Here is a 24,221-nt window from a genome sequence, read left to right on the forward strand (position 1 = left end):
AACACCGGCACCTCGGCCGCCAAGGAGGCCGGGAACATGGTGGACCTGGACTCCGACCCCACCAAGCTGATCGAGATCGTGGAGATCGGCAAGCAGCTGCTCATCACCCGCGGCGCGCTGACCACCTTCTCCATCGCCAACGACGTCGCGAAGTACTTCGCGATCATCCCCGCGATGTTCGCGGTCGTGTACCCGGGCCTGGACAGGCTCAACATCATGCAGCTGTCCTCGCCGCAGTCGGCGATCCTGTCCGCGGTCGTCTTCAACGCGCTGATCATCGTCGCCCTGGTGCCGCTCGCGCTGCGCGGCGTGCGCTACCGGCCGACCGGCGCGGGCCGGATGCTCCGCCGCAACCTCGGGATCTACGGACTCGGCGGTCTGGTCGCCCCGTTCCTCGGCATCAAGCTGATCGACATGCTCATCTCCCTGATCCCCGGCATCCACTGACGCGAGGCGTGCACAACCATGAACACTCCCGTACGCAACTCGGCCCGGCTGCTCTGGAGCGCCCTGCGCGCGCTGCTGGTGCTGACCGTCGTCCTCGGCGTCGCCTACCCGCTCGCGGTGTGGGGGGTGGCCCAGACGGCCTTCCACGACCAGGCCAACGGGTCGGAGGTGAAGGCCGGCGGCAAGGTCGTCGGCTCCGCGCTGATCGGCCAGAACTTCACCACCGGCAGGGACTTCGCACCCGACCCCAAGTGGTTCCAGCCGCGTCCCTCGGCCGCGGACGCGGGCGCGGGCGCGGGGCCGTACGACCCGACGTACACCGGGGCCTCCAACCTCGCGGTCACCGGCAAGCCCCTCACCGACCTGGTGAAGGAGCGCAAGAAGGAGGTCGCCGCCTTCAACGGCGTCCCGCAGTCGGCGGTCCCCGCGGACGCGGTCACGGCCTCCGGCTCCGGCCTGGACCCGGACATCTCCCCGGCGTACGCGGACATCCAGACCGCACGTGTCGCCAAGGCCAACGGGCTGAGCACCGCCCGCGTCGCCCGGCTGGTGGCGGAGCACACGGACGGACGGCAGTTCGGCATCCTCGGCGAGCCGACCGTCAACGTCCTGGAACTCAACATCGCCCTGAAGCAGTTGGCCGGCTGACCCGCCGCCGCCCCGCCCCCATCCGGCACCACGCTTGCCGGACGGGGGTTCAGCGCGCCCGGGGGTCAGCGCCGTGGTGGCGGCCAGTGACCGAGCGGCAGGGCGCCGCGGGACAGGACGGTCCTGATCGCGAACGTGCTGCGCGCGTCGGTCACCCGGGGGATCGCCAGGATCTGGTCGAGCAGCACCTGCTCGTACGCGCCGAGGTCGGGGACGACGGCCTCGACCATGAAGTCGGCCTCGCCGGAGGTGACATGGCAGGCCACCACGGCGGGGATGGCGATCAGGGCCTCCTCGACCTCGCGTGAGGTCCGCCGGGAGTGCTGCTCCGCCTTCAGCGCGACGAACACGGTCAGGCCGAGGCCCAGCCGCTGCTGGTCCAGCTCCGCGCGGTAGCCGGCGATGAGGCCGGCCTCCTCCAGCGCCTTCGTGCGCCGGAGAGAGGCGGAGGGGGACAGGCTCACCGCCTCGGCGAGGTCCACATTGGGGGTGCGGCCGGACCGCTGGAGATGCTCCAGGATGGCCCGGTCGACGCGGTCGTACATGGGTGACGGCATGGAATGCAGCCTAGGACGCCATCGGCGGCACAGCGTTGCGTGGAGCGGCCTTCCGGCGACGTACTTCGGCAGCGCGTGCGGCGCCGGTCGGGCGATTCTGCCGTCATGGATACGCATGTCCCCCCGGTGCGGCCCGAGCGGGTCGCACCGCCCGCCGCCGGGCCGTCGCAGGCCCTTGCGCCGGCACCGTCACTGTCGCCGTCACTGTCGCCGTCGCGGGCGACGGCGCACTACATCGGCGCCCTGTTCGGCCCGAGCCTTCTCCTGCTGCCCGGGCTGGCCGTCCGTGACGGGGGGCCGGCCTCGGTGCTGGCCTGGGGCGCGCTGCTGGTGCTCTCCGCGCTCATCGCCGTGGTCTTCAGCGGGCTGGGAACGCGGTTCGGGTCCAGCGCGGGCGTGACCGGTTACGCGGCCGCCGGTCTGGGCCGCAGGGCGGGGCGGGCCACCGGCTGGTGCTTCTTCGCCGGAGTGGTCGCCGGCGTCCCGGTGGTGTGCCTGATCGGCGGACAGTACCTGGCGGCCGTAGCGGGCGTGCCGCGGCACGGCACGGCTGCCGCCGCCGGTCTCCTCGTCCTGGTCCTCGTCATGCGCCTGGCCGGAGCGCGTACCGGGTCGCGGCTGCAGTCGATGCTGGTGGCCCTGCTGCTCGTGCTGCTGGCGGTCGCCGTACTGGGCACGCTGGGCTCTGCCCGGGCCGCCGCATGGCATCCGTTCGCGCCGAACGGGGTCCACGGGGTGTTCACCGCCGCCGGACACCTGATGCTGGCGTTCGTGGGGTGGGAGGCGGCGGCCCCGCTGACCGCCCGGCTGCCCGACGCCCGGCGGCAGCTCCCGCGGGTGATCACGGCGGCGTTCCTGGTCACCGCGGTCGGCTACCTGGCGCTGGCCGTCACCACCATCGCCGTCCTCGGCCCCGCCGCCGGAAGCACCACGCCGCTGGCGGACCTGCTGCGCGTGGCCGTCGGGCCCTGGGGCGCGTACCTGGCCGCGGCGACCGCCGTCCTGCTCACCCTCGGCGTCACCAACGCCTATCTCCAGGGCGCCGCCGCCACCGCCGACCACCTGCTCCGCGTCCCCGGCGCGCCCGCCCGCGGGGACCGGCAGCTGCCGCTGACGGTGGGGGTCGCGGCCTTCGGCGCCCTGCTGCTCGGGCTGTCCGCGCTGAGCGTCGTGGACCTGTCCGCCCTGGTGGCCCTGCCCACCGCGTTGTTCCTGCTGGTGTACCTCGCCTGCACCGTCGCCGCGACCCGGGCCCTGCGCGGCCTGCCGCGCGCGGCCGCGGCCGTGGCCTCCGCCGTCGTGGTGGCCCTTCTCGTCGCCGCCGGGCCCGTCACGGTCGTGGCCCTGGCGGTCGCGGTCGCGGCGGTCGCCTGCCCGGCACCGGGACGGCGACCGCTCGCGGATTCCGGCCGCGGGTGATTTCGGGGCCCGTCCCGGTCCGCCCGCGGCCCGGTGCGGCGTCAGGAACGCGTCAAGTACGGGGCGTCGGCCGTCAGGAGGCCGCCAACGCGGGCGGGACCCCGCCCCCGCCGGGGAGAGGGTGAGAACACGGAGGGAGGCCGGCGGAGGCCGCTCGACGGTGCGGAGGGGCCTGTGGAATGGCACACGCCGTCACCGCTCAGGAGCGGCGGCAGGTGCCACCCGGTCCGGAACCCGACGGCGGTGGGGATTCCGGGTCGGGGAGACGGCACCGTGTTCCGCGTCGGCCTCCCGTCCGTGGGGGGAGCGCCGGGCCGGCCGCGTCGCACGTTGACGGCGTCGCTGCGCGGCCGCCCCGGCAGCGTGCCCGCCCGGCTGCGCTGCGTGCGACGGCGCTCACCGCGTGCGCGGCCCTGGCGGGGCTCTCCTCGCGGGCGGCGTGTGGGCGGAGACCTCCTGGTCGGCGATCCGCACCCACTCCACGCCACAGGTCACCGGTGCCACGGGCCTGTACTTCGCGCTCAACGACATGGACGCCCACGACCCCGCCCTCGCCCGTGCCGTGGACGTCTACCGCGCCGGTCCCGCGGACCTGCGCTTCACCGGCTTCCTCGGCGACGGGTTCCGCAACATCACCTTCCCGGGGAGCGCACCGCCGCCGAGCGCGCACTCGCCCGCTACCAGGTGTACGAACGGGACGACCGCAAGATCCGGGCCCTCGCCGAGGCCGGCCGGCTCCCCGCAGCCGTCGCCTACTGCACCGGCTACGCCCCGGGGGAGTCGAACCACGACTTCGCGGCGTTCGACGGGGCGCTCGGCAAGGTCATCGCCATCGACCTCGCCGCGTACGAGAAGGCCGCTTCCGACGGCGCGGACCGGGCGCTGCTGCTTCCCCTGGGCCTCGCCGGGGCCCTGGCAGCGGCGACGCCGGGCTGGTCGTCCTCGGCCTGCGGCCGCGGTTCGCGGAGTTCCGATGACGCACCGCGGCGGCACCGTCCGGAGACGTCAAGGACGCGTCAACGTGCACCGCACAGGGGTATCGCGCCCTATTTGTCCCCTGCTGGGACCATAGGATTCTTAGTGTCGGACGCGCCCGGAAGGGGCACGCCACGAGGCGGAACGTGGAGCCATGGCACGCGGGACTTTGCGGATATACCTGGGGGCGGCCCCGGGAGTGGGCAAGACCTACGCGATGCTCTCCGAGGCCCACCGGCGCATGGAGCGGGGCACCGACGTCGTCGTCGCCTTCGTCGAGCACCACGACCGCGCCCGGACCGAGGTCATGCTGCACGGCCTGGAGGTCGTGCGGCGCAAGGAGATCGGGTACCGGGACACCGTCTTCACCGAGATGGACGTGGACGAGGTGCTCGCGCGCCGCCCCGAGGTCGCCCTCGTCGACGAGATGGCGCACACCAACATCCCGGGCAGCCGCAACGAGAAGCGCTGGCAGGACATCGAGGAACTGCTCCAGGCCGGCATCAACGTCATATCGACGGTGAACATCCAGCACCTGGAGTCGCTCGGCGACGTCGTCGAGTCGATCACCGGTGTGCGCCAGCGCGAGACCGTGCCCGACGAGGTCGTCCGGCGGGCCGACCAGATCGAGCTGGTCGACATGTCGCCGCAGGCGCTGCGGCGGCGCATGGCGCACGGCAACATCTACGCCTCGGACAAGGTCGACGCGGCCCTGTCCAACTACTTCCGGCCCGGCAACCTCACCGCGCTGCGCGAGCTGGCCCTGCTGTGGGTGGCCGACCGGGCCGACGAGTACCTGCGGCAGTACCGCACCGACCACCGGATCTCCGCCACCTGGCAGGCCCGCGAGCGCATCGTGGTCGGCCTTACCGGCGGCCCCGAGGGGCGGACGCTGATCCGGCGTGCCGCGCGGATGGCCGCCAAGGGCGCGGGCGGGGAGATCCTCGCCGTCCACATCGCGCGCAGCGACGGCCTGACGGCCGGCTCGCCCAAGGAGCTCGCCGTCCAGCGCACCCTCGTCGAGGACCTCGGGGGCTCCTTCCACCACGTCGTCGGCGACGACGTCCCCGGCGCACTGCTGGACTTCGCCCGCGGCGTCAACGCCACCCAGGTCGTGCTCGGCACCAGCCGCCGTCCCGCGTGGCAGTACGTCTTCGGACCCGGCGTCGGCGCGACCGTGGCCCGCGAGTCCGGCCCCGACCTCGACGTGCACATCGTCACCCACGAGCACGCCGCCAAGGGACGCGGGCTGCCCGTGGCGCGCGGCGCGCAGCTCGGCCGCTCCCGGGTGATCGCCGGCTGGCTGACCGGGGTGCTCGGCCCCGTGCTGCTCTGCCTGGCCCTGACCCAGCTGCACCCCGCCCTGGGCATCGCCACCGACATGCTGCTGTTCATGACCCTGACGGTCGCGGCGGCCCTCATCGGCGGCCTCTACCCGGCACTGGTCTCCGCGGTCGGCGGCTCGCTGCTGCTCAACTACTTCTTCGCCCCGCCCCTGCACACCTTCACCATCGCCAAGCCCGAGAACCTGATCGCCATCGTGATCTTCGTGGTGGTCGGGGTGGCGGTGGCCTCCGTGGTGGACCTGGCCGCACGCCGCACCCACCAGGCCGCCAGACTCCAGTCCGAGGCCGAGATCCTGTCGTACCTGGCCGGCAGCGTGCTGCGCGGCGAGCACTCCCTCGACGCCCTGCTGGAGCGGGTCCGGGAGACCTTCGGCATGGAGGCCGTGTCCCTGCTGGAACGGGTGAGCGAGCACGACGCGTGGACCTGCGCCGCCGGCGTCGGCAACCGGCAGTGCCTGCGCCCCGAGGACGCGGACGTGGAGGTGCCGGTCAGCGACAACCTCTCCCTCGCCCTCGTCGGCCGGGTGCTGCCCGCCTCCGACCGCCGGGTGCTGTCCGCCTTCGCCGCGCAGGCCGCCGGCGTCCTGGACCGGCAGCGGCTGGAGGACGAGGCCGCCAGGGCCCACAAACTCGCCGAGGGCAACCGCATCCGCACCGCGCTGCTCGCCGCCGTCTCCCACGACCTGCGCACCCCCCTCGCCGCCATCAAGGCGGCCGTCAGCTCCCTGCGCTCCGACGACGTCGCCTGGTCCGAGGAGGACGAGGCCGAGCTGCTGGAGGCCATCGAGGAGGGCGCGGACCGGCTCGACAACCTGGTCGGCAACCTCCTCGACATGTCGCGCCTGCAGACCGGCACCGTCACCCCGCTGATCCGCGAGGTGGACCTCGACGAGGTCGTCCCCAAGGCCCTGCGCGGCGTCCCGGACGGCAGCGTCGCCCTGGACGTCCCGGAGACCCTCCCGATGGTCTCCGTCGACCCCGGGCTCCTGGAGCGCAGCGTCGCCAACATCGTCGAGAACGCCGTCAAGTACAGCCCGCCCGGCACCCAGGTGCTGGTCGCCGCGAGCGCGCTGGGCGCCCATGTCGACCTGCGCGTCGTCGACCGCGGCCCCGGTGTCCCCGACGCCGCCAAGGAACGGATCTTCGAGCCGTTCCAGCGGTACGGCGACGCCCCCCGCGGCAACGGGGTGGGCCTCGGCCTCGCGGTGGCCCGCGGCTTCGCCGACGCCATGGGCGCCACCCTGCAGCCCGAGGACACCCCGGGAGGCGGTCTGACGATGGTGCTCACCCTCCCGGCCGCGCCCGGCAGCGCTCCCGCCGCCCCGGACCTCCCGGCCGAGGCGACGACCTGACCGTGCCCGCACCGCACCCCCCGCTCCACCCCCCTCACCGTGAAGGAAAGGCAGGCTCCATGAACCGGGTGCTCGTGGTCGACGACGAGCCGCAGATCGTGCGCGCTCTCGTGATCAACCTGCGGGCCCGCAAGTACGAGGTCGACGCCGCCCACGACGGCGCGACCGCGCTGCAGCTCGCCGCCGCCCGTCACCCCGACGTCATCGTGCTCGACCTGGGCCTGCCCGACATGGACGGCGTCGAGGTGATCCGCGGGCTGCGCGGCTGGACCCGGGTGCCGATCATCGTGCTCTCCGCCCGCCAGGCCTCCGACGAGAAGGTCGAGGCCCTCGACGCGGGCGCCGACGACTACGTCACCAAGCCCTTCGGCATGGACGAGCTGCTGGCCCGGCTGCGCGCCGCCGTCCGCCGCGCCACGCCCGGCGGCCCCGAGGACGGCGCGGCGACGGTGGAGACCGAGTCCTTCACCGTCGACCTCGCCGCCAAGAAGGTCAACCGCGACGGCGCCGACGTCCGGCTCACCCCCACCGAGTGGCACCTGCTGGAGGTCCTGGTCCGCAACACCGGCCGCCTGGTCAGCCAGAAGCAGCTGCTCCAGGAGGTCTGGGGCCCGTCCTACGGCACCGAGAGCAACTACCTGCGGGTCTACATGGCCCAGTTGCGGCGCAAGCTCGAGGCCGACCCCGCGCACCCGCGGCACTTCATCACCGAGCCGGGTATGGGGTACCGCTTCGAGAAGTGATCGGTGATCCGTTCACCCGGGCCCGGTACCCTTCCAGGTATGAGTGGTACCACCCGTTCGGACCGGCCGGCCGGCCGCTTCCGCAGGATGCTCGACCGACTGTCCAGTTCCCAGGAGGAGCTGCACTCCGACGAGCTGCGGCAGGACACCGCGGACGTCGGGTGCACCCGGATCTGCGACTGCTCCGACCGCGACATAGTGACCGTCACCGGTACACTACGCGCTGTCACCCTGCGGCCGCGGGCCGGAGTGCCCGCCCTGGAGGCCGAGTTGTTCGACGGTTCCGCACCGCTGGACGTGGTGTGGCTCGGCCGGCGCAGCATCGTCGGCATCGAGCCGGGCCGCAGGATCATCGCGTCGGGGCGGATCTCCATGAACCGCGGCCGTCCGGTGCTGTTCAATCCCAAGTACGAGTTGCGTCCGGTCGGACAGGAGTAGCCGGTGGCGTCGATCGACAAGCGGACCGGGGCACAGCCCACGACCGGAGCCGGACAAGGGCCGGAGCACGACGCGGCCGCCTCCAAGGCGGCCGCCGACCACGCGCTCCTGGAGGCCTTCGGCGGCGTCTGGGGCATGATCGACACGACGGTGCCCGGCCTCGTCTTCGTCCTGATCTACACGATCAACCGGGACATCCACACCTCGGCGATCGCCGCACTCGGCCTCTCCCTGGTGCTGGCGCTGGCCCGCCTGGTGCGCCGGCAGACCCTCAAGCACGCCTTCAGCGGCGTCTTCGGCGTCGCCTTCGGCGCGGTGTTCGCGATGATGTCCGGCGACGCGAAGAACTTCTACCTGCCGGGCATGCTCTACACCCTCGGGCTCGCGGTCGCCTACGTGGTCTCCGCCCTGGCGAAGTACCCGCTGATCGGACTGCTGCTGGGCCCGATCCTCAAGGAGAACCTGTCCTGGCGGACCCGGAACCCGGGCCGGCTCGTCGCGTACACCAAGGCCACCTGGGCCTGGGGCATCATCCTGCTCGTCAAGTCGGCGATCCTCTTCCCGCTGTACTTCTGGGGGAACGCCACCCAGCTCGGCTGGGTCAAGGTCGCCCTCGGCATCCCGCCGTTCCTGCTCTGCGTCTACCTGACCTGGATCTTCCTGGCGAAGGCGCCGCCGCCGATCGACGTGATCGCGGAGATGGAGGAGGCCGAGCGGGCCGAGAAGGCCGAGCACGCCGCCAAGGAGGCCGCCGGCAACTGACGCCGGCGCCCGGCGCCGGCGGCGAAGGCACGAGGGGCGGCCGGAACCCACGGGTTCCGGCCGCCCCTCGTCGTACGTCCCGCTACGCCCCGGCCTCGCCGCTGCGCACCGAGAGCAGGTCCTCCAACTGCTCCTCGCGGTGCGGGGCCGCGACGAACAGCAGCTCGTCGCCCGCCTCCAGCGCGTCGTCCTTGGACGGGGTGAGCACACGGTGGCCACGGATGATCGTGACCAGCGAGGTGTCCTCCGGCCAGGAGACCTCCCCGACCCGGGTGCCCACCAGCGCGGCCTCCTCGGGGAGGGTCAGCTCGACCAGGTTGGCGTCGCCCTGGCTGAAGCGCATCAGCCGGACGAGGTCGCCGACGCTCACCGCCTCCTCCACCAGGGCCGACATCAGACGCGGGGTGGAGACGGCCACGTCCACGCCCCAGGCCTCGTTGAACAGCCACTCGTTCTTGGGGTTGTTCACCCGGGCGACGACGCGCGGGACGCCGTACTCCGTCTTGGCCAGCAGCGACACGACCAGGTTGACCTTGTCGTCGCCGGTCGCCGCGATCACCACGTTGCAGCGCTGCAGCGCCGCCTCGTCCAGCGAGGTGATCTCGCAGGCGTCGGCCAGCAGCCACTCCGCCTGGGGGACCCGCTCCACCGAGATGGAGGTCGGGTTCTTGTCGATCAGCAGGACCTCGTGGCCGTTCTCCAGCAGCTCGCCCGCGATCGAGCGGCCGACCGCCCCGGCCCCGGCAATGGCGACCCTCACAGCGCTACCTCGTTCTTCCCCGGGGCTGCCGCCCGGGAGGGGCCCCCATCTCCGCCCGCGCGGCGAAGTCGCGCGTCGTCCGTCGTGTGCGGCCCGTCGGCCGTGCGTGCGCCGCTCACCGGTGGGCCTCCTCGGGCCCCTTGGCGAACGCGGCCTCGACCTGCTCGACCTCGCCCGTGCGCATCATCACGTGCACCAGGTCGCCTTCCTGCAGGACGGTCTCCGAGGTGGGGAGCATCGCCTCGCCCAGCCGGGTGAGGAACGCCACGCGCACGCCGGTCTCCTCCTGGAGCCTGCTGATCTTGTGCCCCACCCACGCGGTGTCCGTGTGCACCTCGGCGAGCTGCACACCGCCGCTCGGGTCGCGCCACAGCGGCTCCGCGCCGGACGGCAGCAGACGGCGCAGCATCTGGTCGGCCGTCCACCGGACGGTGGCGACGGTGGGGATGCCCAGACGCTGGTAGACCTCGGCACGCCGGGGGTCGTAGATGCGGGCGGCGACGTTCTCGATCCCGAACATCTCCCGGGCCACCCGGGCCGCGATGATGTTGGAATTGTCACCACTGCTGACGGCCGCGAACGCGCCCGCCTCCTCGATGCCGGCCTCGCGCAGCGTGTCCTGGTCGAACCCGACCCCGGTCACGCGGCGTCCGCTGAACCCGGAGCCCAGGCGCCGGAACGCCGTCGGGTCCTGGTCGATCACGGCCACTGTATGACCTTGCTGCTCAAGGGAGTGCGCGAGAGTGGAACCCACTCGCCCACACCCCATAATCACGACGTGCACGACCGTCCTTCCGGCTGCCAACAATTCCGGGCCGATCCCTCTCAGGGTCTCAGACCGCGCCCAAAGCTACACACGCACGTAACCCCTCGATAGGTGGGCGGGGGATCGGAAATCTTGACGATCCTCTAACATCGCGGGGTGTCCAAACTGACCGACCTTCCGAAACGGATCCTGATCGGGCGGGCGCTCCGCAGCGACAGGCTCGGAGAGACGCTCCTCCCCAAGAGGCTGGCGCTCCCCGTCTTCGCCTCCGACCCGCTGTCCTCCGTGGCGTACGCGCCCGGAGAGGTGCTCCTGGTCCTGTCGATCGCGGGAGTGTCGGCCTACCACTTCAGCCCCTGGATCGCGGTCGCGGTCGTCGTGCTGATGTTCACCGTCGTCGCCTCGTACCGGCAGAACGTGCACGCCTACCCCTCCGGCGGCGGCGACTACGAGGTCGCGACGACCAACCTCGGGCCGCGCGCCGGGCTCACCGTCGCCAGCGCCCTGCTGGTCGACTACGTCCTCACCGTGGCCGTGTCGGTCGCCTCCGGCGTGGAGAACCTGGGCTCGGCCGTGCCGTTCTTCGTCGAGCACAAGGTGCTGGGCGCCATCGGCATGATCGTCCTGCTGATGCTGATGAACCTGCGCGGCGTGCGCGAGTCGGGCACGATCTTCGCCATCCCCACCTACGCCTTCGTCTTCGGCGTCTTCTGCATGCTGGTCTGGGGCATCATCCGGATCGCGCTGGGCGACGAGATGCACGCGCCGACCGCCGGGTACACCATCAAGGCCGAGCACACCGGACTGGCGAGCTTCGCGCTCGTCTTCCTCCTCCTGCGGGCCTTCTCCTCCGGCTGCGCCGCGCTCACCGGAGTCGAGGCGATCAGCAACGGCGTGCCCGCCTTCCGCAAGCCGAAGTCGAAGAACGCCGCGACGACCCTCGCGTTGATGGGCGTCCTCGCCGTCACCATGTTCTGCGGCATCATCGCGCTCGCCCTCAACACCAACGTGCGCATGGCCGAGAACCCGGCCGCCGACCTGCTGGTGAACGGAAAGCCGGTGGGCCCCGGCTACACCCAGGACCCGGTGATCGCGCAGGTCGCCTCCGCGGTCTTCGGCGACGGGTCGATCCCCTTCATCTTCCTCGCCGGCGCCACCGCGCTCGTCCTGTTCCTCGCGGCCAACACCGCGTACAACGGCTTCCCCGTGCTCGGCTCGATCCTCGCCCAGGACCGCTACCTGCCGCGCCAGCTGCACACCCGCGGCGACCGGCTCGCCTTCAGCAACGGCATCGTGCTGCTCGCCGCCTTCGCCTGCGTGCTGGTCTACATCTACGGCGCCGACTCGACCCGGCTGATCCAGCTCTACATCGTCGGCGTCTTCGTCTCCTTCACGCTCAGCCAGATCGGCATGGTCCGGCACTGGAACCGGCACCTGGCCACCGAGACCGACCCGGCCGTGCGCCGCCACATGGTCCGCTCCCGCGCCATCAACACCTTCGGCGCCTTCTTCACCGGGCTCGTCCTCGTCGTCGTGCTGCTGACCAAGTTCACGCACGGCGCCTGGGTCGCGGTCCTCGGCATGGTCCTCTTCTACGGCATGATGACGGCCATCCGCCGCCACTACGACCGGGTCTCCAGCGAGCTCGCGGCCGCCGAGGAGCGCAGCGAGGAGGAGGTCAAGCCCTCCCGCGTGCACTCCATCGTCCTGGTCTCCAAGGTGCACAAGCCCACGCTGCGGGCCCTGTCGTACGCCAGGCTCTTCCGGTCGGACACGCTGGAGGCGCTCAGCATCAACGTGGACCCGGCCGACACCAAGGCCCTGCAGGCCGAGTGGCACCGGCGCGGCATCGACGTACCGCTGAAGGTGCTGGACTCCCCGTACCGCGAGATCACCCGGCCGATCATCGACTACGTCAAGGGCCTGCGCCGCAGCAGCCCGCGCGACGTCGTCTCGATCTTCATCCCGGAGTACGTGGTCGGTCACTGGTACGAGCACCTGCTGCACAACCAGAGCGCACTGCGGCTCAAGGGCCGGCTGCTGTTCACCCCCGGCGTGATGGTCACCTCCGTGCCCTGGCAGCTGGAGTCCTCCGAGCGCGCCAAGCAGCGGGCCCGCAAGGGCGCCGAGTGGAACGCGCCGGGCTCCGTGCGGCGCGGCGAGGTGGGCCCGGCCAAGCGGCCCCGGGAGGCCGGCAGCCGGCGGTGAACCGGGGGCGGCGGCGGGCCGTAGACTGGTCAGCTGCTCGTTCTTCGCCGTCCCTTCGCCGTCCCCGTGCCCCCTCGTGATCCAGGAGCCCTCCCCGCCATGCAGCACCGTACGAAGGCCCCTGAGGCCGACGCCCTTGTCGGCGAGCGCTACGAGGTCGAGGTCGGCCCGGTCGCGCACGGCGGCCACTGCATCGCGCGGGCGGTCCTGCCGGGCCACGACCGCCCGCAGGTGATCTTCGTCCGGCACGCGCTGCCCGGTGAGAAGGTCGTCGCCGAGATCACCGAGGGCGGCCCGGACTCGCGCTTCCTGCGCGCCGACGCAGTGGAGGTCCTCGAGGCCTCCCCGGACCGCGTCGAGGCGCCCTGCCCGTTCTCCGGCCCCGGCAAGTGCGGCGGCTGCGACTGGCAGCACGCCTCCCCAGGTGCGCAGCGTCGGCTCAAGGTGCAGGTGATCACCGAGCAGTTGCAGCGGCTCGCCCACCTCACCCCCGAGGAGGCCGGCTGGGACGGCACCGTCGAGCCCGCCCCCGGCGACAAGGTCGCCAAGGGCGAGGTCCCGGCCTGGCGCACCCGCGTCCAGTACGCCGTCGACGCCGAGGGCCACGCGGGACTGCGCCGCCACCGCTCGCACGAGGTGGAGCGCGTGGACCGCTGCCTGATCGCCGCCCCCGGCGTCTCCGAGCTGGGTGTCGAGTCCCGCGACTGGTCCGGCATCGCCACGGTCGAGGCCATCGCCGCCACCGGCTCCTCCGACCGCCAGGTGATCCTCACCCCCCGTCCCGGTGCCCGGCTGCCCATCGTCGAGCTGGACCGCCCGGTCTCCGTGCTGCGCGTCGACGAGCAGGGCGGCGTCCACCGGGTGCACGGCCGCGGATTCGTGCGCGAGCGTGCGATCGACCGCACCTGGCGGGTCGGCTCCGGCGGCTTCTGGCAGGTCCACCCCATGGCCGCCGGACTCCTGGTCGAGGCCGTGATGCAGGGCCTCATGCCGCGCAAGGGCGAGACCGCGCTGGACCTCTACTGCGGCGTGGGCCTGTTCGCGGGCGCGCTGGCCGAGCGGGTCGGCGAGACCGGCGCCGTCCTCGGCATCGAGTCCGGCAAGCGCGCCGTGGAGGACGCCCGGCACAACCTCGGCGACTTCGACCGCGTCCGCATCGAGCAGGGCAAGGTCGAGTCCGTGCTGCCCCGCACCGGGATCACCGAGGCGGACCTCGTCGTCCTGGACCCGCCCCGCACCGGCGCCGGACGCGCCACCGTGGAGCATGTCGCCTCCCTCGGCCCCCGCCGCATCGCCTACGTCGCCTGCGACCCCGCCGCCCTCGCCCGCGACCTCGACTACTTCGCCACGGCCGGGTACGTGCCGCGGCGGATGCGCGCGTTCGACCTCTTCCCGATGACGCACCACGTGGAGTGCGTGGCGATCCTGGAGCCGGCGAAGCAGGGCGACTGACCCGCGCCCGCCGGGGGACCGACCGGCGCGGACGCCAGGGCTGCCCTAGAGGTACGCCGTGATCACCGTCACCGAGACGAGCGCACCGGCGGCGTCGCGGCCGAGCCACACCGGCCACGTCCCGTCGCCGCCCGTGCAGAACGCCACCAGGTCGCTTCCGGTCGTCTCGTCGACGGCACGCAGGTGGCCCTCGTCGATGGACTCGCAGGAGACGTCGTCCTGCTCCTCGTAGTGGCGACGGACCTTCCCGGACAGCGTCTCCCAGGCGCCGGCGTCCGCGAAGCCGCCGGTCGCCGTGTCGGTGCCGAAGCCGTATGCGTGGCCGTCGAGGAGCAGCCGGGGGTCCTCGCCCTCGCCCAGCGCCAACTCCCAGCTGACGGCGGGCTCCTCGCGTATGACGAGGCGCACGGCGGGCTCCTCGGTGACCGGGAACCGTTCCCCGCCGTACTCGCCCTCGCCGACGACCACGGCGGTCTCCAGCGCGTACGCACCGGGGGGTATGCGCTCGACGAGTTCCCTGGGCTCCCTCGCGAGCGGATCGCAGACGGCCAGGCGCCCGGTCGGGACCCGCAGCATGGCGATGTGCCGCGGTTCGGCCGTCACCATCTCCTCCCAGGGCTCCACGGGGAAGGGAGTGCCGGGCCGGAACAGGTCGTCGAACGGCACGTCCCTGCGCAGGGGCTTCGGAGGGCGCCACAACGACGCGGGCTCTTCGTCGCCGGCGCCGCCGGCCGCGGCGTCGGCTGTGGCGTCCCCCGGTCCGGGCTCCTCCGGCGGCCGGGGCGTACCGGAGGCCCGAACGCCGAACCCGGCCCGGTCGAACCACCGTTGCTCCTCCGGCACATCGGCCGAGGTGTGGGACGAACCGCCGTTTCGGCCGCGTTCCTCCACCACCTGCCTGCCGCTGCGACCGGGGACGAGCTCCAGCGTGAGCCGCCATGCGTCGGGCGCCAGATCCGGCTGCTCCGGTGCGGCGTACCGCCGCTCCACGTACCGCCGCAGGAACAGCCGGTCGTCCTCCAGCAGCCGGAGGTCGACCTCGTGGGTGCGCCGGCCCGAATCGTCGTGGACCCACTGCCCGACGAAGAGGTCACGCCACGCGACGAGGTGCACCTCCGCGGGGACCGCGCGCCCCGGGACCCGGTGCAGCACCACGTACGGGTCACCGGCGGCGTCCCGTTCCTCCGCCTCCGCCCGCGTCAGCGGTCGGAAGGCCCGGCGGGCGTCGGTGTCCCAGCCCTCGGCGTAGGAAACCGTCACCAAGTCCTCGTCCACGGCCCGCCCCTTCCGACCGGTCCCCGTCACCCGCGGGCGAACCGCACAGGTGTCGATCACATTTCGGACAGCGTAATCCCCGCCTGTGACAACGGCCTTGCCGCGTACGTCGTGGGCACCGCCGGCGCGGTACGATCGCGCATGGCGTGATGGAAGTCAGCGCCTGTGCAGCACCGTGCGGATCGGGTCCGCGTGCCCCCGCCGGTCCGGCCGCGCGTGCGAGCACTGCCCCGCCGGGTGCGCCCGCTCTCGGGACCTCCAGAGTGCGTCCTTCCGACAGTGCGTCACCGGCCGGCGTCGACCCGCACTGCCCGCACGAGCCCCGCCGGTCCGTCGTTGACCGGTGCGCAGGCTTCTCTCCTGGAGACGACGTGAAGATCCTTCCCGAGATTTCCCGCACCCTCAGCGAGTACCTCCTCATCCCCGGCCTGACCACGGAAGACTGCACGCCGGACACGGTGGATCTCGGGGCGCCGCTGGTGCGTCACCGGGTCGGTGAGGAGCCGCGGATCAAGGTCGCCACCCCCATGGTGAGCGCCATCATGCAGGCGGTGTCGTCCCCGGGGCTGGCGGTGGCGCTCGCACAGGTCGGCGGGTTGTCGTTCATCCACCAGAACCAGCAGATCGAGGACCAGGCCGCGGACGTGCTGGCGGTGAAGCGCCACAAGGCCGGCTTCCGGACCGGCGACGTCACCGTCGCGCCGAACACGCCGCTCGGGGAGGTCGCCCGGCTGCTCGCCGACACGGAGCAGGGCGTCGCCGTGGTGACGGAGGACGGGGAGGCGGACGGCGGGTTCCTTGGCATCATCAGCCTCGACGACTTCCACCTGGAGCGGCACGGGGCCGACGAGCCCGCCGCCCACCGGATGCGTGGCCGGGACGTACTGGTCACCGCGCCGGCCTCGGTCTCGCTCTCCGAGGCGAACGAGCTGATCTGGCAGCACCACTTGGACGTCCTGCCGGTGGTCGAGGGCGACCGGCTCGTCTCCCTGGTCCTCAAGCGGGACTACCAGGCCCACAAGACGTACCACCGCGCGAGCGTGGACGGCGAGAAGCGCCTGCGGGTGGGCGCCGGCATCAACTCCCGTGACTTCAAGGACCGCATCCCCGCCCTGGTGGAGGCCGGTGCGGACGTGCTGTGCCTGGACTCCTCCGACGGCTACTCCGTCTACCAGGCGAGGACCCTCGAATTCGCCCGGGAGACGTACGGAGGGGACGTCTTCGTCGGCGCGGGCAACGTCGTCGACGGCCGTGCCTTCCGCTACCTCGCCGACGCGGGCGCGGCGTTCGTGAAGGTCGGGATCGGCGGCGGGGCCATCTGCACCACCCGGGAGCAGAAGGGGATCGGCCGCGGGCAGGCCTCCGCACTGCTGGACGTGGTCCAGGAGCGCGACGCCTACGCCGCGGAGACCGGCGTGCACGTCCCGCTGTGCTGCGACGGGGGCCTGCTCAACGACTCGCACATGGCGATGGCGCTGGCGATGGGGGCGGACTTCATCATGCTCGGCCGCTACTTCGCCCGGCTCGACGAGAGCCCGTCGCGGAAGCTGCAGATCGGCGGCCAGTGGTACAAGGAGTACTGGGGTGAGGGCTCGCGGCGGGCGCAGAACGCGGCCCGCTACGGGCAGCGCGGGCAGATGGCCTTCGAGGAGGGCGTCGACGGCTACGTGCCCTACGCCGGCAGCCTGTACGACAACGTGGAGCGGACCCGGGCCAAGATCACGTCGACGATGATCAGTTGCGGGTCGGTCAACCTCCGTGACTTCCACCGCGACGCGGTGCTCGTCCCGGTGTCCGCGGAGTCCTTCAAGCAGACCGGGGCCGAGGTGCAGTTGCGCCGGCCCACCGTCGCCTCGGGAGAGTGATGCGGCGGGGCCGGGCGGGGTTCCGGTGCCGTCCGGCACCCCGCCCGGCCTCCGAAGAGGGGGGCGGGCGAGGGCTGGCCTGAAGCTCTGAACGGTGCTTCACTTGTTGGCATGGCCTACCGGAAGACGCCCGCGGTGCAGGACCGCCTGGCCGCCGCCAGGGAGCACCTGGTGGCGCGGGCCACGGCCGTCGTCGCCGAGGTGGGCTGGGCGAACGCGTCCGTCACGGCGGTGGCGGCCGCGGCCGGCATGTCGGTGGGCACCGTGTACCAGCACTTCCCCTCCAAGGGCGCGCTCGCGGTCGAGGTGTTCCGCCGGGCCTCGGGCCGTGAGGTCGAGGTGCTCGGGGAGGTGCTGCGCGACGGCGGCGGCGACCCGGTGCGGCGGCTGACCCTGGGCGTCACCGTCTTCGCCCGTCGTGCGATGGAGAACCGGGGGCTGGCCCACGCCCTGCTCGCGGCCCCCGCGGAACCCGCGGTCGGCGCGGAGCGGCTGGACTTCCGGCGCCGCTACCGTGCCGTGTTCGCCGAGGTGGTCCGCGAGGGGATCGCCGCCGGTCTGCTGCCCGACCAGGACCCCGAGGTCACCGCGGCCGCGCTGACCGGGGCCATCGGCGAGGTCCTGGTGGACCCGCTGTCCGTCCCCGCCGACGCCGTCGCCGCCGACCACCTCGTCACCGAGCTGGTGGCGGTGTCCCTGCGCTGCGCGGGCGCCGCGCCCGCCGTCCGCATCCCCACGACCACGAAGGGCCCGACGCCATGACCGCGATCGCAGATGCCGCGCCCCGCAGCGACCCCGCCGGTCGCACGCACGAGGTGACCAACCAGGCCCCGCCGCTGGTCGGCCACGACGTCGCCGACGACGTCGTGCTGCTGGAGGGCCTGCGCCGCGAGGGCGCCGGATGGTACGCAGACGACCTGCACCGTCTGGGCCGGCTGGCCGGTTCCGAGCAGGTGCAGCGCTGGGCGGAGGAGGCCAACCGCTACGAGCCGGTGCTGCGCACCCACGACCGGTACGGCAACCGCGTCGACGAGGTGGACTTCCACCCCTCCTACCACGCGCTCATGGAGGTCGCGCTCGCCGAGGGCCTCGCCGGGGCGCCCTGGGCCGACGAGCGGCCCGGCGCGCACGTGGCCCGCGCGGCGGGCTTCATGGTGTGGAGCACCGCGGAGGCCGGCCACGGCTGCCCGGTGTCCATGACCTACGCCGTCGTCCCGGCGCTGCGCGCCGCACCCGACCTGGCGGCGGTGTACGAGCCGCTGCTCACCAGCCGCGTCTACGACCCGGGACTGCGCGCGCCCGCCGGCAAGCGCGGGCTGCTCGCCGGCATGGGGATGACCGAGAAGCAGGGCGGCACCGATGTGCGGGCCAACACCACCACCGCCACCGAGCGGCCGGACGGCACCTGGCGGCTGCGCGGGCACAAGTGGTTCACCAGCGCGCCCATGAACGACCTGTTCCTCGTGCTGGCCCAGGCCCCCGCGGGGCTGTCCTGCTTCCTGGTGCCCCGGGTCCTGCCGGACGGCAGCCGCAACACCTTCCGGATCCAGCGGCTGAAGGACAAGCTCGGCAACCGCAGCAACGCCAGCAGCGAGCCGGAGTTCGACGACACCGTGGCCTGGCTGGTCGGTGCCGAGGGCCAGGGGGTGCGGACCATCATCGAGATGGTCACCATGACCCGGCTGGACTGCATCCTCGGCTCCGCCTCCGGCACCCGTGCCGCACTCGCCCAGGCGGCCCACCACGTCCGGCACCGCTCGGTGTCCGGGGCGCGGCTGATCGACCAGCCCTTGATGCGCAACGTCATCGCCGACCTCGCCCTGGAGTCCGAGGCCGCCACCACCCTCGCGCTGCGCGTCGCCGGAGCCGTCGACCGGGCCCGGGGCGGGGACGAACGGGAGCGGGCGTTCCTGCGCCTGGCCACCGCCGTCGGCAAGTACTGGGTGTGCAAGCGGCAGCCCGCCGCCGTCGCGGAGGCCCTGGAGTGCCTGGGCGGCAACGGCTACGACGAGGCGTCCGGCATGCCCCGGCTCTACCGCGAGGCTCCCCTGAACGGCATCTGGGAGGGCTCCGGCAACGTCAACGCCCTGGACGTGCTGCGCGCCCTCGCCCGTGAGCCGGAATCGCTGGAGGCCTTCCAAACCGAGGTGGAAGCCGCCGCGGGCGGCGACGCCCGTCTGGACGACGCCTGGCGCCGGGTACGCGGCGAGCTGGTGCTCACCGAGGACGCCCCGCTGCGCGCCCGCCGCCTGGTCGAGCGCCTGGCGCTGGTCCTGCAGGGCTCGCTGCTCGTCCGCCACGCGCCGCCCGCCGTCGCGGACGCCTTCTGCGCCTCCCGCCTGGCCGGCGACCGGGGCCTGGCCTTCGGCACCCTTCCCGCGGGGACCGACCTGGCCGCGGTCATCGAACGCGTGCCCGGCGCGGCGGGCTGAAACGGGCCGGGCGTCCGCGGCCGCACCGGGCGGCCGCGGAGCCGTGCGGGTCAGGCCGTGCCGCTGAAGCTCTCGGCCTCGATCACGAACAGCACACGCACCTGGTCACGGCCGCCGTACCAGGGGTAGGGCGCGCCGGTGTACTTGTGCGCGAGCTTCTCGATGTGGTCCTCCGCGCCCTCCGTGATCACCTCGCGCACCCTCCCGCGGACCTGGAAGTAGCGGGAGGGGTCCTCCGGATCGGAGACGGCGACGGCCACCCGCGGGTCCCGCGCGATGTTCCGCGTCTTCACGTGGCCGCGCACGCTGTTGACGAGCACGTGCTCGCCGTCGGTGTCGACCCACGTCTGGGTCAGCTGCGGCGAGCCGTCCGGCATGGTGGTCGCCAGGAAGCACAGGCTCGGGCGGTGCAGGAGGTCGAGCAGGTCGGCGGGCAGTTTCATGATCGTCCCTCGGTCGGCTGGGCGCAGCCTACGCCCCCCGCCGACGGCCCGGCGACCGGTGTCCGGCGCGAGAAAACGCCGCCCCGGGGTCACGATGGGTGCGAAGGGCGCTACGCGCCGCAACCCCTCACACAGCGGACGGGCAATGGACTCCATGCGCGTGGCCCAGGTCTCCGAACCGGGCGGAGAATTCGAGATCGTCGAGCGCGAGCTGCCGGAGCCCGCGCCCGGCCACGTCCGCATCGCGGTGGAGGCCTCGGGCGTCTGCCACAGCGACGCCGGCTTCGTGCACAACGCCTTCCCCCACGTCACCTTCCCCCTGGTGGTGGGCCACGAGGTCGCCGGACGCATCGACGCCCTCGGCGAGGGCGTGCGGCACTGGACGGTGGGCGACCGCGTTGCGGTCGGCTGGTTCGGCGGTCACTGCGGGCACTGCCGGCCCTGCCGCGAGGGCGACTTCGTCGACTGCCGGAACCTCCAGGTGCCCGGCTGGGCGTACGAGGGCGGCTACGCCACCCACATGGTCGCCCCCGTCAACGCGCTGGCCCACGTCCCCGACGCGCTGACCGCGGTCGACGCCGCTCCGCTCGGCTGCGCGGGCGTCACCACGTACAACGCCCTCAGGAAGAGCTCCGCCCGGCCCGGTGACCTCGTCGCGGTGATCGGCATCGGCGGTCTCGGGCACCTGGCGGTGCAGTACGCGGCCAAGTCCGGCTACGAGACGGTCGCCGTCGCGCGCGGCGAGGACAAGCGGGAGCTGGCACGGCAACTCGGCGCCCACCACTACGTCGACAGCTCGGCGAGCGACATCGTCAAGGAGTTGCAGGCACTCGGCGGGGCCAAGGTCGTGCTCGCCACCGCCTCCAATTCGCAGGCCATGGCGGCGGGCGTCGAGGGGCTCCAGACCCGGGGCGAACTGATCGTGGTCGGCATCGCCCCCGACCCCATGCCGATCACGCCGGCGCAGCTGATCCTGACCTCCCGCACCGTCGTCGGCCACCCCTCGGGGACCTCGCGCGACGTCGAGCACACCATGGACTTCAGCGCGCTCGCCGGGATCCGCCCGATGACCGAGACGGTGCCGCTGGAGGAGGTCAACGAGGCCTTCGCCCGCATGATGTCCGGCGCCGCGCGCTTCCGCATGGTGCTCGTCCCCTGAGCCGTGCAGGCGCCGCCGGCCGGGGTGATCCGGTTGCCCCCGGCCGTCGTCTGCCCGCCCTGACCGGCGGCGAGGGTGCCGCCCGGGTACCGGCGCGGCTGAGCGGTCCGGGGCACCACGCGCGGCCTCCGCGTTGTGGTGCCCCGGGCCATGTCGCGGGCGTCGCGGCGCTCCTACCGTCCGGCGCATGACCTCACTCAGAGCCGCACTCCAACGGGGCCGCCCGCGTGCCGCCCTGCTCGCCGTCCTCGTGGCGCTCCTCGCCGCGCTCGTCCCCGTCCGACCCGCCCACGCCGCCGGGACGATCGAGGAGGTGACCGGCTTCGGCGGCAACCCGGGCGCGCTGCGGATGTACCGCTACGTCCCCGCCGGGCTGCCGCAGGGCAGGCCCGTCGTCGTCGCCCTCCACGGCTGCACCCAGAACGCCCAGGGATACGGCGCCCAGAGCGGCTGGACCGCGCTGGCGGACCGCTGGGGCTTCTCCGTGGTGCTGCCCGGGCAGACCGCGGCCAACAACCTCAGCCAGTGCTTCAACTGGTTCCAGACCGGCGACATCGCGCGCGGCCAGGGCGAGGCCGCCTCCATCCGGCAGATGACCGCCCGCCAGGTCGCCGACACCGGCGCCGATCCGTCGCGCGTGTACGTCACCGGGCTTTCCGCGGGCGGCGCCATGACCGCGGTGATGATGGCGGCCTACCCCGACGTCTACGCCGCGGGCGGCGTGGTCGCCGGCCTGCCGTACGGCTGCGCGCAGGCGGCGGGCTCGCCGTACGTGTGCATGTACGTCGGCGCGACCCAGACGCCCGGGCAGTGGGGCGACCGGGTCGCCGCCGCGTTCCCCGGGTACACGGGCCCGTGGCCGCGGCTGACCGTCTTCCAGGGCACCGCCGACTACACGGTCAAGCCCGTCAACATGGACGACCTCGTACGGCAGTGGACGGACGTGCACGGCACCGACCAGACCGCCGACGCCTCCGACACCGTCGCGGGCTTCCCGCACCGGACGTACAGGGACGCCTCCGGCGCCGCGGTCGTCGAGACGTACAGCATCACGGGCATGGGCCACGGGCAGCCCGTCGACCCGGGCAGCGGGGCGGCCCAGTGCGGCACGGCCGCCGCCTACATGCTGGACGTCAACCTGTGCGCGGCGTACCGGCTCGGGACGGGCTGGGGCCTGGGCTGAGTCCTGCGCGGCGGCGGCCGGTACCCGGGCGGCGCCGGGCAACGGTGGTGACGGGGCGCACGCCGGCCCCGCCCCGTCACTCCGCGGCGATCGCCGCCAGGCGGGTCACGGTGTTCCAGTTGCGGGCGGTGGCCGTCAGCCCCAGGTGCTTCTCCCACAGCGCGTGGGAGAGCCGGGTCTTCTGCACCCCGCCGGGGCAGTGCACGTAGATCTCGCGCTCGCCCGGGCGGAACTCGTCGGGCGCGAAGCCGGCCGGGTCCAGGCCGGCGATCCGGTCGCGCTCGACCGGCCCCGACAGGAAGGTGACCAGGAAGCGCGCGGGGTCGACGCCCGTCATGTCGAAGGGGTTGCGCTCGACGACCCCCGCGAGTGCGGCCGCCTCACGGACGAGGCACGGCACCTTCCGCCCGTCGAACGCGGCGGCGATCCCCGCCTCCAGCGCCTCCGCGAGCTTCCCGGGGTCGTCCTGCTCGTGTTCGAACAGGGCGTTGCCGCTGCGCAGATGGGTGCGCACGGACGTGCCGCCGATCTCCTCCAGCAGCCGGCGCAGGTCCTGCATCGGGAGCATGGTCGTCGGCCCGACGTTGATCCCGCGCAGGAGCGCCACGTATCCGGTCACCCCGCCACATTAACCGTCGCCTCGCCGGGCTTACCCACTTTCGGAGGACCGCCGGCCCGGCGGAACGGTTCGGCACCGGGCGCCGCCGCTACGTTCGCGTCCATGAGCACGAAGCGTGACCGGCCGGTCGTCACCGAACTGCGGCTCTCCGCCTTCAAGTCGCACCGCGGCGCGAGCTTCCCGCTCGGGCCGCTCACCCTGCTGGCGGGGGCGAGCGGCACCGGCAAGTCCAGTGTCCTGGAGGGGCTGGGGCTGCTCGGCCGGCTGGCCGCCGGCGAGGAACTGTCCATGGCGTTCGAGGGCGTACGCGGGGGAGTGGCGGCCTGCGTGCCCCACGCGGCCAAGCCCGACGCGGAGGGCCGCCGAGGCTTCCGCATCGGCTGCACGGTCGACGGCGCGGTCGGCCCCGTCGTACTCGACGTGGCCGTGCAGACCGAACCGGAACTGCGCATCGTCGGCGAGCGGTTGACCGGCGGCGGGGAGACCCTGCTCGCCACCGCGCTGCGCGACCCGGGACGGCGTACGGTCCAGGCGGCCTGGCACACGGCCGGGCTCGTCCCCGTGACCCGGGCCCCGCTGCCCGACGACCGGCTGGCCACCTCCCTGCTGCCGCTGCGCGTGGCGGGCACCACGGAAGGGCAGCGGCTGGTCCTCGCCGCCGCCGAGCAGGTGGTGCTCGCACTGCGCGGGGTGTTCCCCGTCGACCCCCGGCCGCACACGATGCGTGAGCCGGCGCGTGTGGCGGACGGCCTGCTGCGCGGCGGCTGCGACAACCTCTCGGCGGTGCTGCGGCGCACCCAGGGCGAGTGCCGTACGCGGCACGCGGCGCTGGTCGGTGCGCTGCGGGCGGTGTGCAGCCCGCCCGTCGAGGGCCTGACGGTGATCCCCGCCGGAGAGCCGGGGACGGGGGCCTACGCGGAGTCCGTGGTGGCGGCCGTCGACCGGGGGCCGCTGGGGCTGGTGCCGGTGGACCGGCTCGGCGACGGGGAGTTGCGCTTCCTCGCGCTTGCGCTGGTGCTGCTGACCGGTCCCGGGGTGCTGGAGGTGGACACCAGTGGAGAGGTGCCGGACGCCGTGCAGGTCCTCACCGTGCTCGCGGACGGCCTCGACACCGGCCTGGACCGGGCGCAGTCGCGGCAGTTGCTGGAGCTGGCCGCGCTGGTCGCCGAACGCGGCCACATCAGGCTGCTCGGCACGGTGCACGATTCCGCCGTCGCCGACGGCGCGGAGGGGCTGACCCTGCTGCGCCTGGGGAGCGCCGCGGCCGACCGGGACCGGGTGCCGGCGCAGGGCACCGGCCCGGAGGCGCCGGCCCCCGGGGCCCCGCCGGCCGGGCAGGCCCCGCCGCAGCACGCGGCGGCGATGGGGTAGA

At 73.3% G+C, this 24,221-nt stretch carries 20 protein-coding genes and 1 pseudogene; 15 read left to right on the top strand and 6 right to left on the bottom strand.

The features are described from left to right. Both ABZ479_RS06045 and kdpC read left to right on the top strand, forming a co-directional pair. Positions 1–447, top strand: a pseudogene (locus tag ABZ479_RS06045) (potassium-transporting ATPase subunit B); the annotation flags it as partial. A gap of 18 nt (positions 448–465) precedes the next feature. Then, positions 466–1,095 (top strand): potassium-transporting ATPase subunit KdpC, encoded by a 630-nt coding sequence (gene kdpC, locus ABZ479_RS06050; RefSeq protein ID WP_500460225.1) that lies wholly within the window; start codon positions 466–468, stop codon positions 1,093–1,095. A gap of 65 nt (positions 1,096–1,160) precedes the next feature. Here the strand turns inward: kdpC and ABZ479_RS06055 are convergent, their stop codons facing one another. Next, positions 1,161–1,652 carry an Lrp/AsnC family transcriptional regulator gene (locus tag ABZ479_RS06055; protein ID WP_500460226.1) on the bottom strand — a complete coding sequence of 164 codons (492 nt, stop codon included), beginning with the start codon at positions 1,650–1,652 and terminating at the stop codon, positions 1,161–1,163. Between the two features lie 105 nt (positions 1,653–1,757). On the opposite strand from ABZ479_RS06055, the gene ABZ479_RS06060 reads away from it, so the two are divergent. The 5 genes from ABZ479_RS06060 to ABZ479_RS06080 all read left to right on the top strand — a co-directional run bounded on the left by ABZ479_RS06060 (position 1,758) and on the right by ABZ479_RS06080 (position 8,687). After that, positions 1,758–3,071 carry an APC family permease gene (locus tag ABZ479_RS06060; protein ID WP_500460227.1) on the top strand — a complete coding sequence of 438 codons (1,314 nt, stop codon included), beginning with the start codon at positions 1,758–1,760 and terminating at the stop codon, positions 3,069–3,071. A gap of 1,129 nt (positions 3,072–4,200) precedes the next feature. After that, positions 4,201–6,744 carry a sensor histidine kinase gene (locus ABZ479_RS06065; RefSeq protein ID WP_500460228.1) on the top strand — a complete coding sequence of 848 codons (2,544 nt, stop codon included), beginning with the start codon at positions 4,201–4,203 and terminating at the stop codon, positions 6,742–6,744. 59 nt (positions 6,745–6,803) lie between these two features. Next, the gene (locus ABZ479_RS06070; protein WP_499514516.1) at positions 6,804–7,487 is read left to right on the top strand and encodes a response regulator transcription factor KdpE; all 684 of its coding nucleotides are present in this window, start codon (positions 6,804–6,806) and stop codon (positions 7,485–7,487) included. A gap of 39 nt (positions 7,488–7,526) precedes the next feature. After that, positions 7,527–7,925, top strand: coding sequence for an OB-fold nucleic acid binding domain-containing protein (locus ABZ479_RS06075; protein WP_499514517.1), 399 nt, complete (start codon positions 7,527–7,529; stop codon positions 7,923–7,925). A 3-nt stretch (positions 7,926–7,928) separates the two neighbouring features. Further along, the gene (locus tag ABZ479_RS06080) at positions 7,929–8,687 is read left to right on the top strand and encodes a DUF3159 domain-containing protein (protein WP_500460229.1); all 759 of its coding nucleotides are present in this window, start codon (positions 7,929–7,931) and stop codon (positions 8,685–8,687) included. A gap of 82 nt (positions 8,688–8,769) precedes the next feature. Here the strand turns inward: ABZ479_RS06080 and ABZ479_RS06085 are convergent, their stop codons facing one another. Together ABZ479_RS06085 and ABZ479_RS06090 are read right to left on the bottom strand one after the other, a co-directional pair. Continuing rightward, positions 8,770–9,447: a potassium channel family protein gene (locus ABZ479_RS06085; RefSeq protein ID WP_499601803.1), complete on the bottom strand. Its 678-nt coding sequence runs from the start codon at positions 9,445–9,447 to the stop codon at positions 8,770–8,772. A 115-nt stretch (positions 9,448–9,562) separates the two neighbouring features. Next, positions 9,563–10,231: a potassium channel family protein gene (locus ABZ479_RS06090; protein WP_026251763.1), complete on the bottom strand. Its 669-nt coding sequence runs from the start codon at positions 10,229–10,231 to the stop codon at positions 9,563–9,565. 138 nt (positions 10,232–10,369) lie between these two features. Between ABZ479_RS06090 and ABZ479_RS06095 the strand changes: the two genes are divergently transcribed. Together ABZ479_RS06095 and ABZ479_RS06100 are read left to right on the top strand one after the other, a co-directional pair. Next, complete coding sequence (locus ABZ479_RS06095; protein WP_500460230.1) at positions 10,370–12,421, top strand: APC family permease; 2,052 nt, start codon at positions 10,370–10,372, stop codon at positions 12,419–12,421. A gap of 99 nt (positions 12,422–12,520) precedes the next feature. After that, positions 12,521–13,873 (top strand): class I SAM-dependent RNA methyltransferase, encoded by a 1,353-nt coding sequence (locus tag ABZ479_RS06100; protein ID WP_500460231.1) that lies wholly within the window; start codon positions 12,521–12,523, stop codon positions 13,871–13,873. Between the two features lie 45 nt (positions 13,874–13,918). Here ABZ479_RS06100 and ABZ479_RS06105 read toward each other — a convergent pair whose 3' ends face one another. Next, a complete protein-coding gene (locus ABZ479_RS06105; RefSeq protein ID WP_500460232.1) occupies positions 13,919–15,148 on the bottom strand; it encodes a DUF4241 domain-containing protein in 1,230 nt (409 codons plus the stop codon). Between the two features lie 371 nt (positions 15,149–15,519). Between ABZ479_RS06105 and ABZ479_RS06110 the strand changes: the two genes are divergently transcribed. From ABZ479_RS06110 to ABZ479_RS06120, 3 genes are all read left to right on the top strand, one after another. Continuing rightward, on the top strand, positions 15,520–17,013 hold the full coding sequence (locus tag ABZ479_RS06110; protein ID WP_499601799.1) for an IMP dehydrogenase: 1,494 nt from the start codon (positions 15,520–15,522) through the stop codon (positions 17,011–17,013). A gap of 111 nt (positions 17,014–17,124) precedes the next feature. Continuing rightward, the gene (locus tag ABZ479_RS06115) at positions 17,125–17,775 is read left to right on the top strand and encodes a TetR/AcrR family transcriptional regulator (protein ID WP_500460233.1); all 651 of its coding nucleotides are present in this window, start codon (positions 17,125–17,127) and stop codon (positions 17,773–17,775) included. Beyond that, a complete protein-coding gene (locus ABZ479_RS06120) occupies positions 17,772–19,445 on the top strand; it encodes an acyl-CoA dehydrogenase family protein (protein ID WP_500460234.1) in 1,674 nt (557 codons plus the stop codon). Before ABZ479_RS06115 ends, ABZ479_RS06120 begins: the two co-directional genes overlap by 4 nt. Before the next feature lie 50 nt (positions 19,446–19,495). On the opposite strand, the gene ABZ479_RS06125 is transcribed toward ABZ479_RS06120, so the two are convergent. Next, positions 19,496–19,888 carry a PPOX class F420-dependent oxidoreductase gene (locus ABZ479_RS06125; protein ID WP_500460235.1) on the bottom strand — a complete coding sequence of 131 codons (393 nt, stop codon included), beginning with the start codon at positions 19,886–19,888 and terminating at the stop codon, positions 19,496–19,498. A 145-nt stretch (positions 19,889–20,033) separates the two neighbouring features. Between ABZ479_RS06125 and ABZ479_RS06130 the strand changes: the two genes are divergently transcribed. Continuing rightward, a complete protein-coding gene (locus ABZ479_RS06130) occupies positions 20,034–21,047 on the top strand; it encodes an alcohol dehydrogenase (protein WP_500460237.1) in 1,014 nt (337 codons plus the stop codon). A 187-nt stretch (positions 21,048–21,234) separates the two neighbouring features. Further along, complete coding sequence (locus tag ABZ479_RS06135; RefSeq protein ID WP_500460239.1) at positions 21,235–22,230, top strand: extracellular catalytic domain type 1 short-chain-length polyhydroxyalkanoate depolymerase; 996 nt, start codon at positions 21,235–21,237, stop codon at positions 22,228–22,230. A gap of 76 nt (positions 22,231–22,306) precedes the next feature. Here ABZ479_RS06135 and ABZ479_RS06140 read toward each other — a convergent pair whose 3' ends face one another. Next, complete coding sequence (locus ABZ479_RS06140; RefSeq protein WP_500460240.1) at positions 22,307–22,849, bottom strand: DUF1697 domain-containing protein; 543 nt, start codon at positions 22,847–22,849, stop codon at positions 22,307–22,309. A gap of 102 nt (positions 22,850–22,951) precedes the next feature. On the opposite strand from ABZ479_RS06140, the gene ABZ479_RS06145 reads away from it, so the two are divergent. Further along, positions 22,952–24,220, top strand: coding sequence for an AAA family ATPase (locus ABZ479_RS06145; RefSeq protein ID WP_500460242.1), 1,269 nt, complete (start codon positions 22,952–22,954; stop codon positions 24,218–24,220). Position 24,221 lies beyond the last annotated feature (1 nt).

It is taken from the genome of Streptomyces sp. NPDC005722 (genome assembly GCF_040630935.1).
Taxonomy (GTDB): domain Bacteria; phylum Actinomycetota; class Actinomycetes; order Streptomycetales; family Streptomycetaceae; genus Actinacidiphila.

Coding starts and splice junctions, on each gene's coding strand:
- ABZ479_RS06070 (WP_499514516.1), top strand. CDS start 6,804: ATGAACCGGGTGCTCGTGGTCGACGACGAGCCGCAGATCGTGCGCGCT.
- ABZ479_RS06100 (WP_500460231.1), top strand. CDS start 12,521: ATGCAGCACCGTACGAAGGCCCCTGAGGCCGACGCCCTTGTCGGCGAG.
- ABZ479_RS06115 (WP_500460233.1), top strand. CDS start 17,125: ATGGCCTACCGGAAGACGCCCGCGGTGCAGGACCGCCTGGCCGCCGCC.
- ABZ479_RS06065 (WP_500460228.1), top strand. CDS start 4,201: ATGGCACGCGGGACTTTGCGGATATACCTGGGGGCGGCCCCGGGAGTG.
- ABZ479_RS06130 (WP_500460237.1), top strand. CDS start 20,034: ATGGACTCCATGCGCGTGGCCCAGGTCTCCGAACCGGGCGGAGAATTC.
- ABZ479_RS06135 (WP_500460239.1), top strand. CDS start 21,235: ATGACCTCACTCAGAGCCGCACTCCAACGGGGCCGCCCGCGTGCCGCC.
- ABZ479_RS06075 (WP_499514517.1), top strand. CDS start 7,527: ATGAGTGGTACCACCCGTTCGGACCGGCCGGCCGGCCGCTTCCGCAGG.
- ABZ479_RS06125 (WP_500460235.1), bottom strand. CDS start 19,888: ATGAAACTGCCCGCCGACCTGCTCGACCTCCTGCACCGCCCGAGCCTG.
- ABZ479_RS06145 (WP_500460242.1), top strand. CDS start 22,952: ATGAGCACGAAGCGTGACCGGCCGGTCGTCACCGAACTGCGGCTCTCC.
- ABZ479_RS06120 (WP_500460234.1), top strand. CDS start 17,772: ATGACCGCGATCGCAGATGCCGCGCCCCGCAGCGACCCCGCCGGTCGC.
- ABZ479_RS06055 (WP_500460226.1), bottom strand. CDS start 1,652: ATGCCGTCACCCATGTACGACCGCGTCGACCGGGCCATCCTGGAGCAT.
- kdpC (WP_500460225.1), top strand. CDS start 466: ATGAACACTCCCGTACGCAACTCGGCCCGGCTGCTCTGGAGCGCCCTG.
- ABZ479_RS06060 (WP_500460227.1), top strand. CDS start 1,758: ATGGATACGCATGTCCCCCCGGTGCGGCCCGAGCGGGTCGCACCGCCC.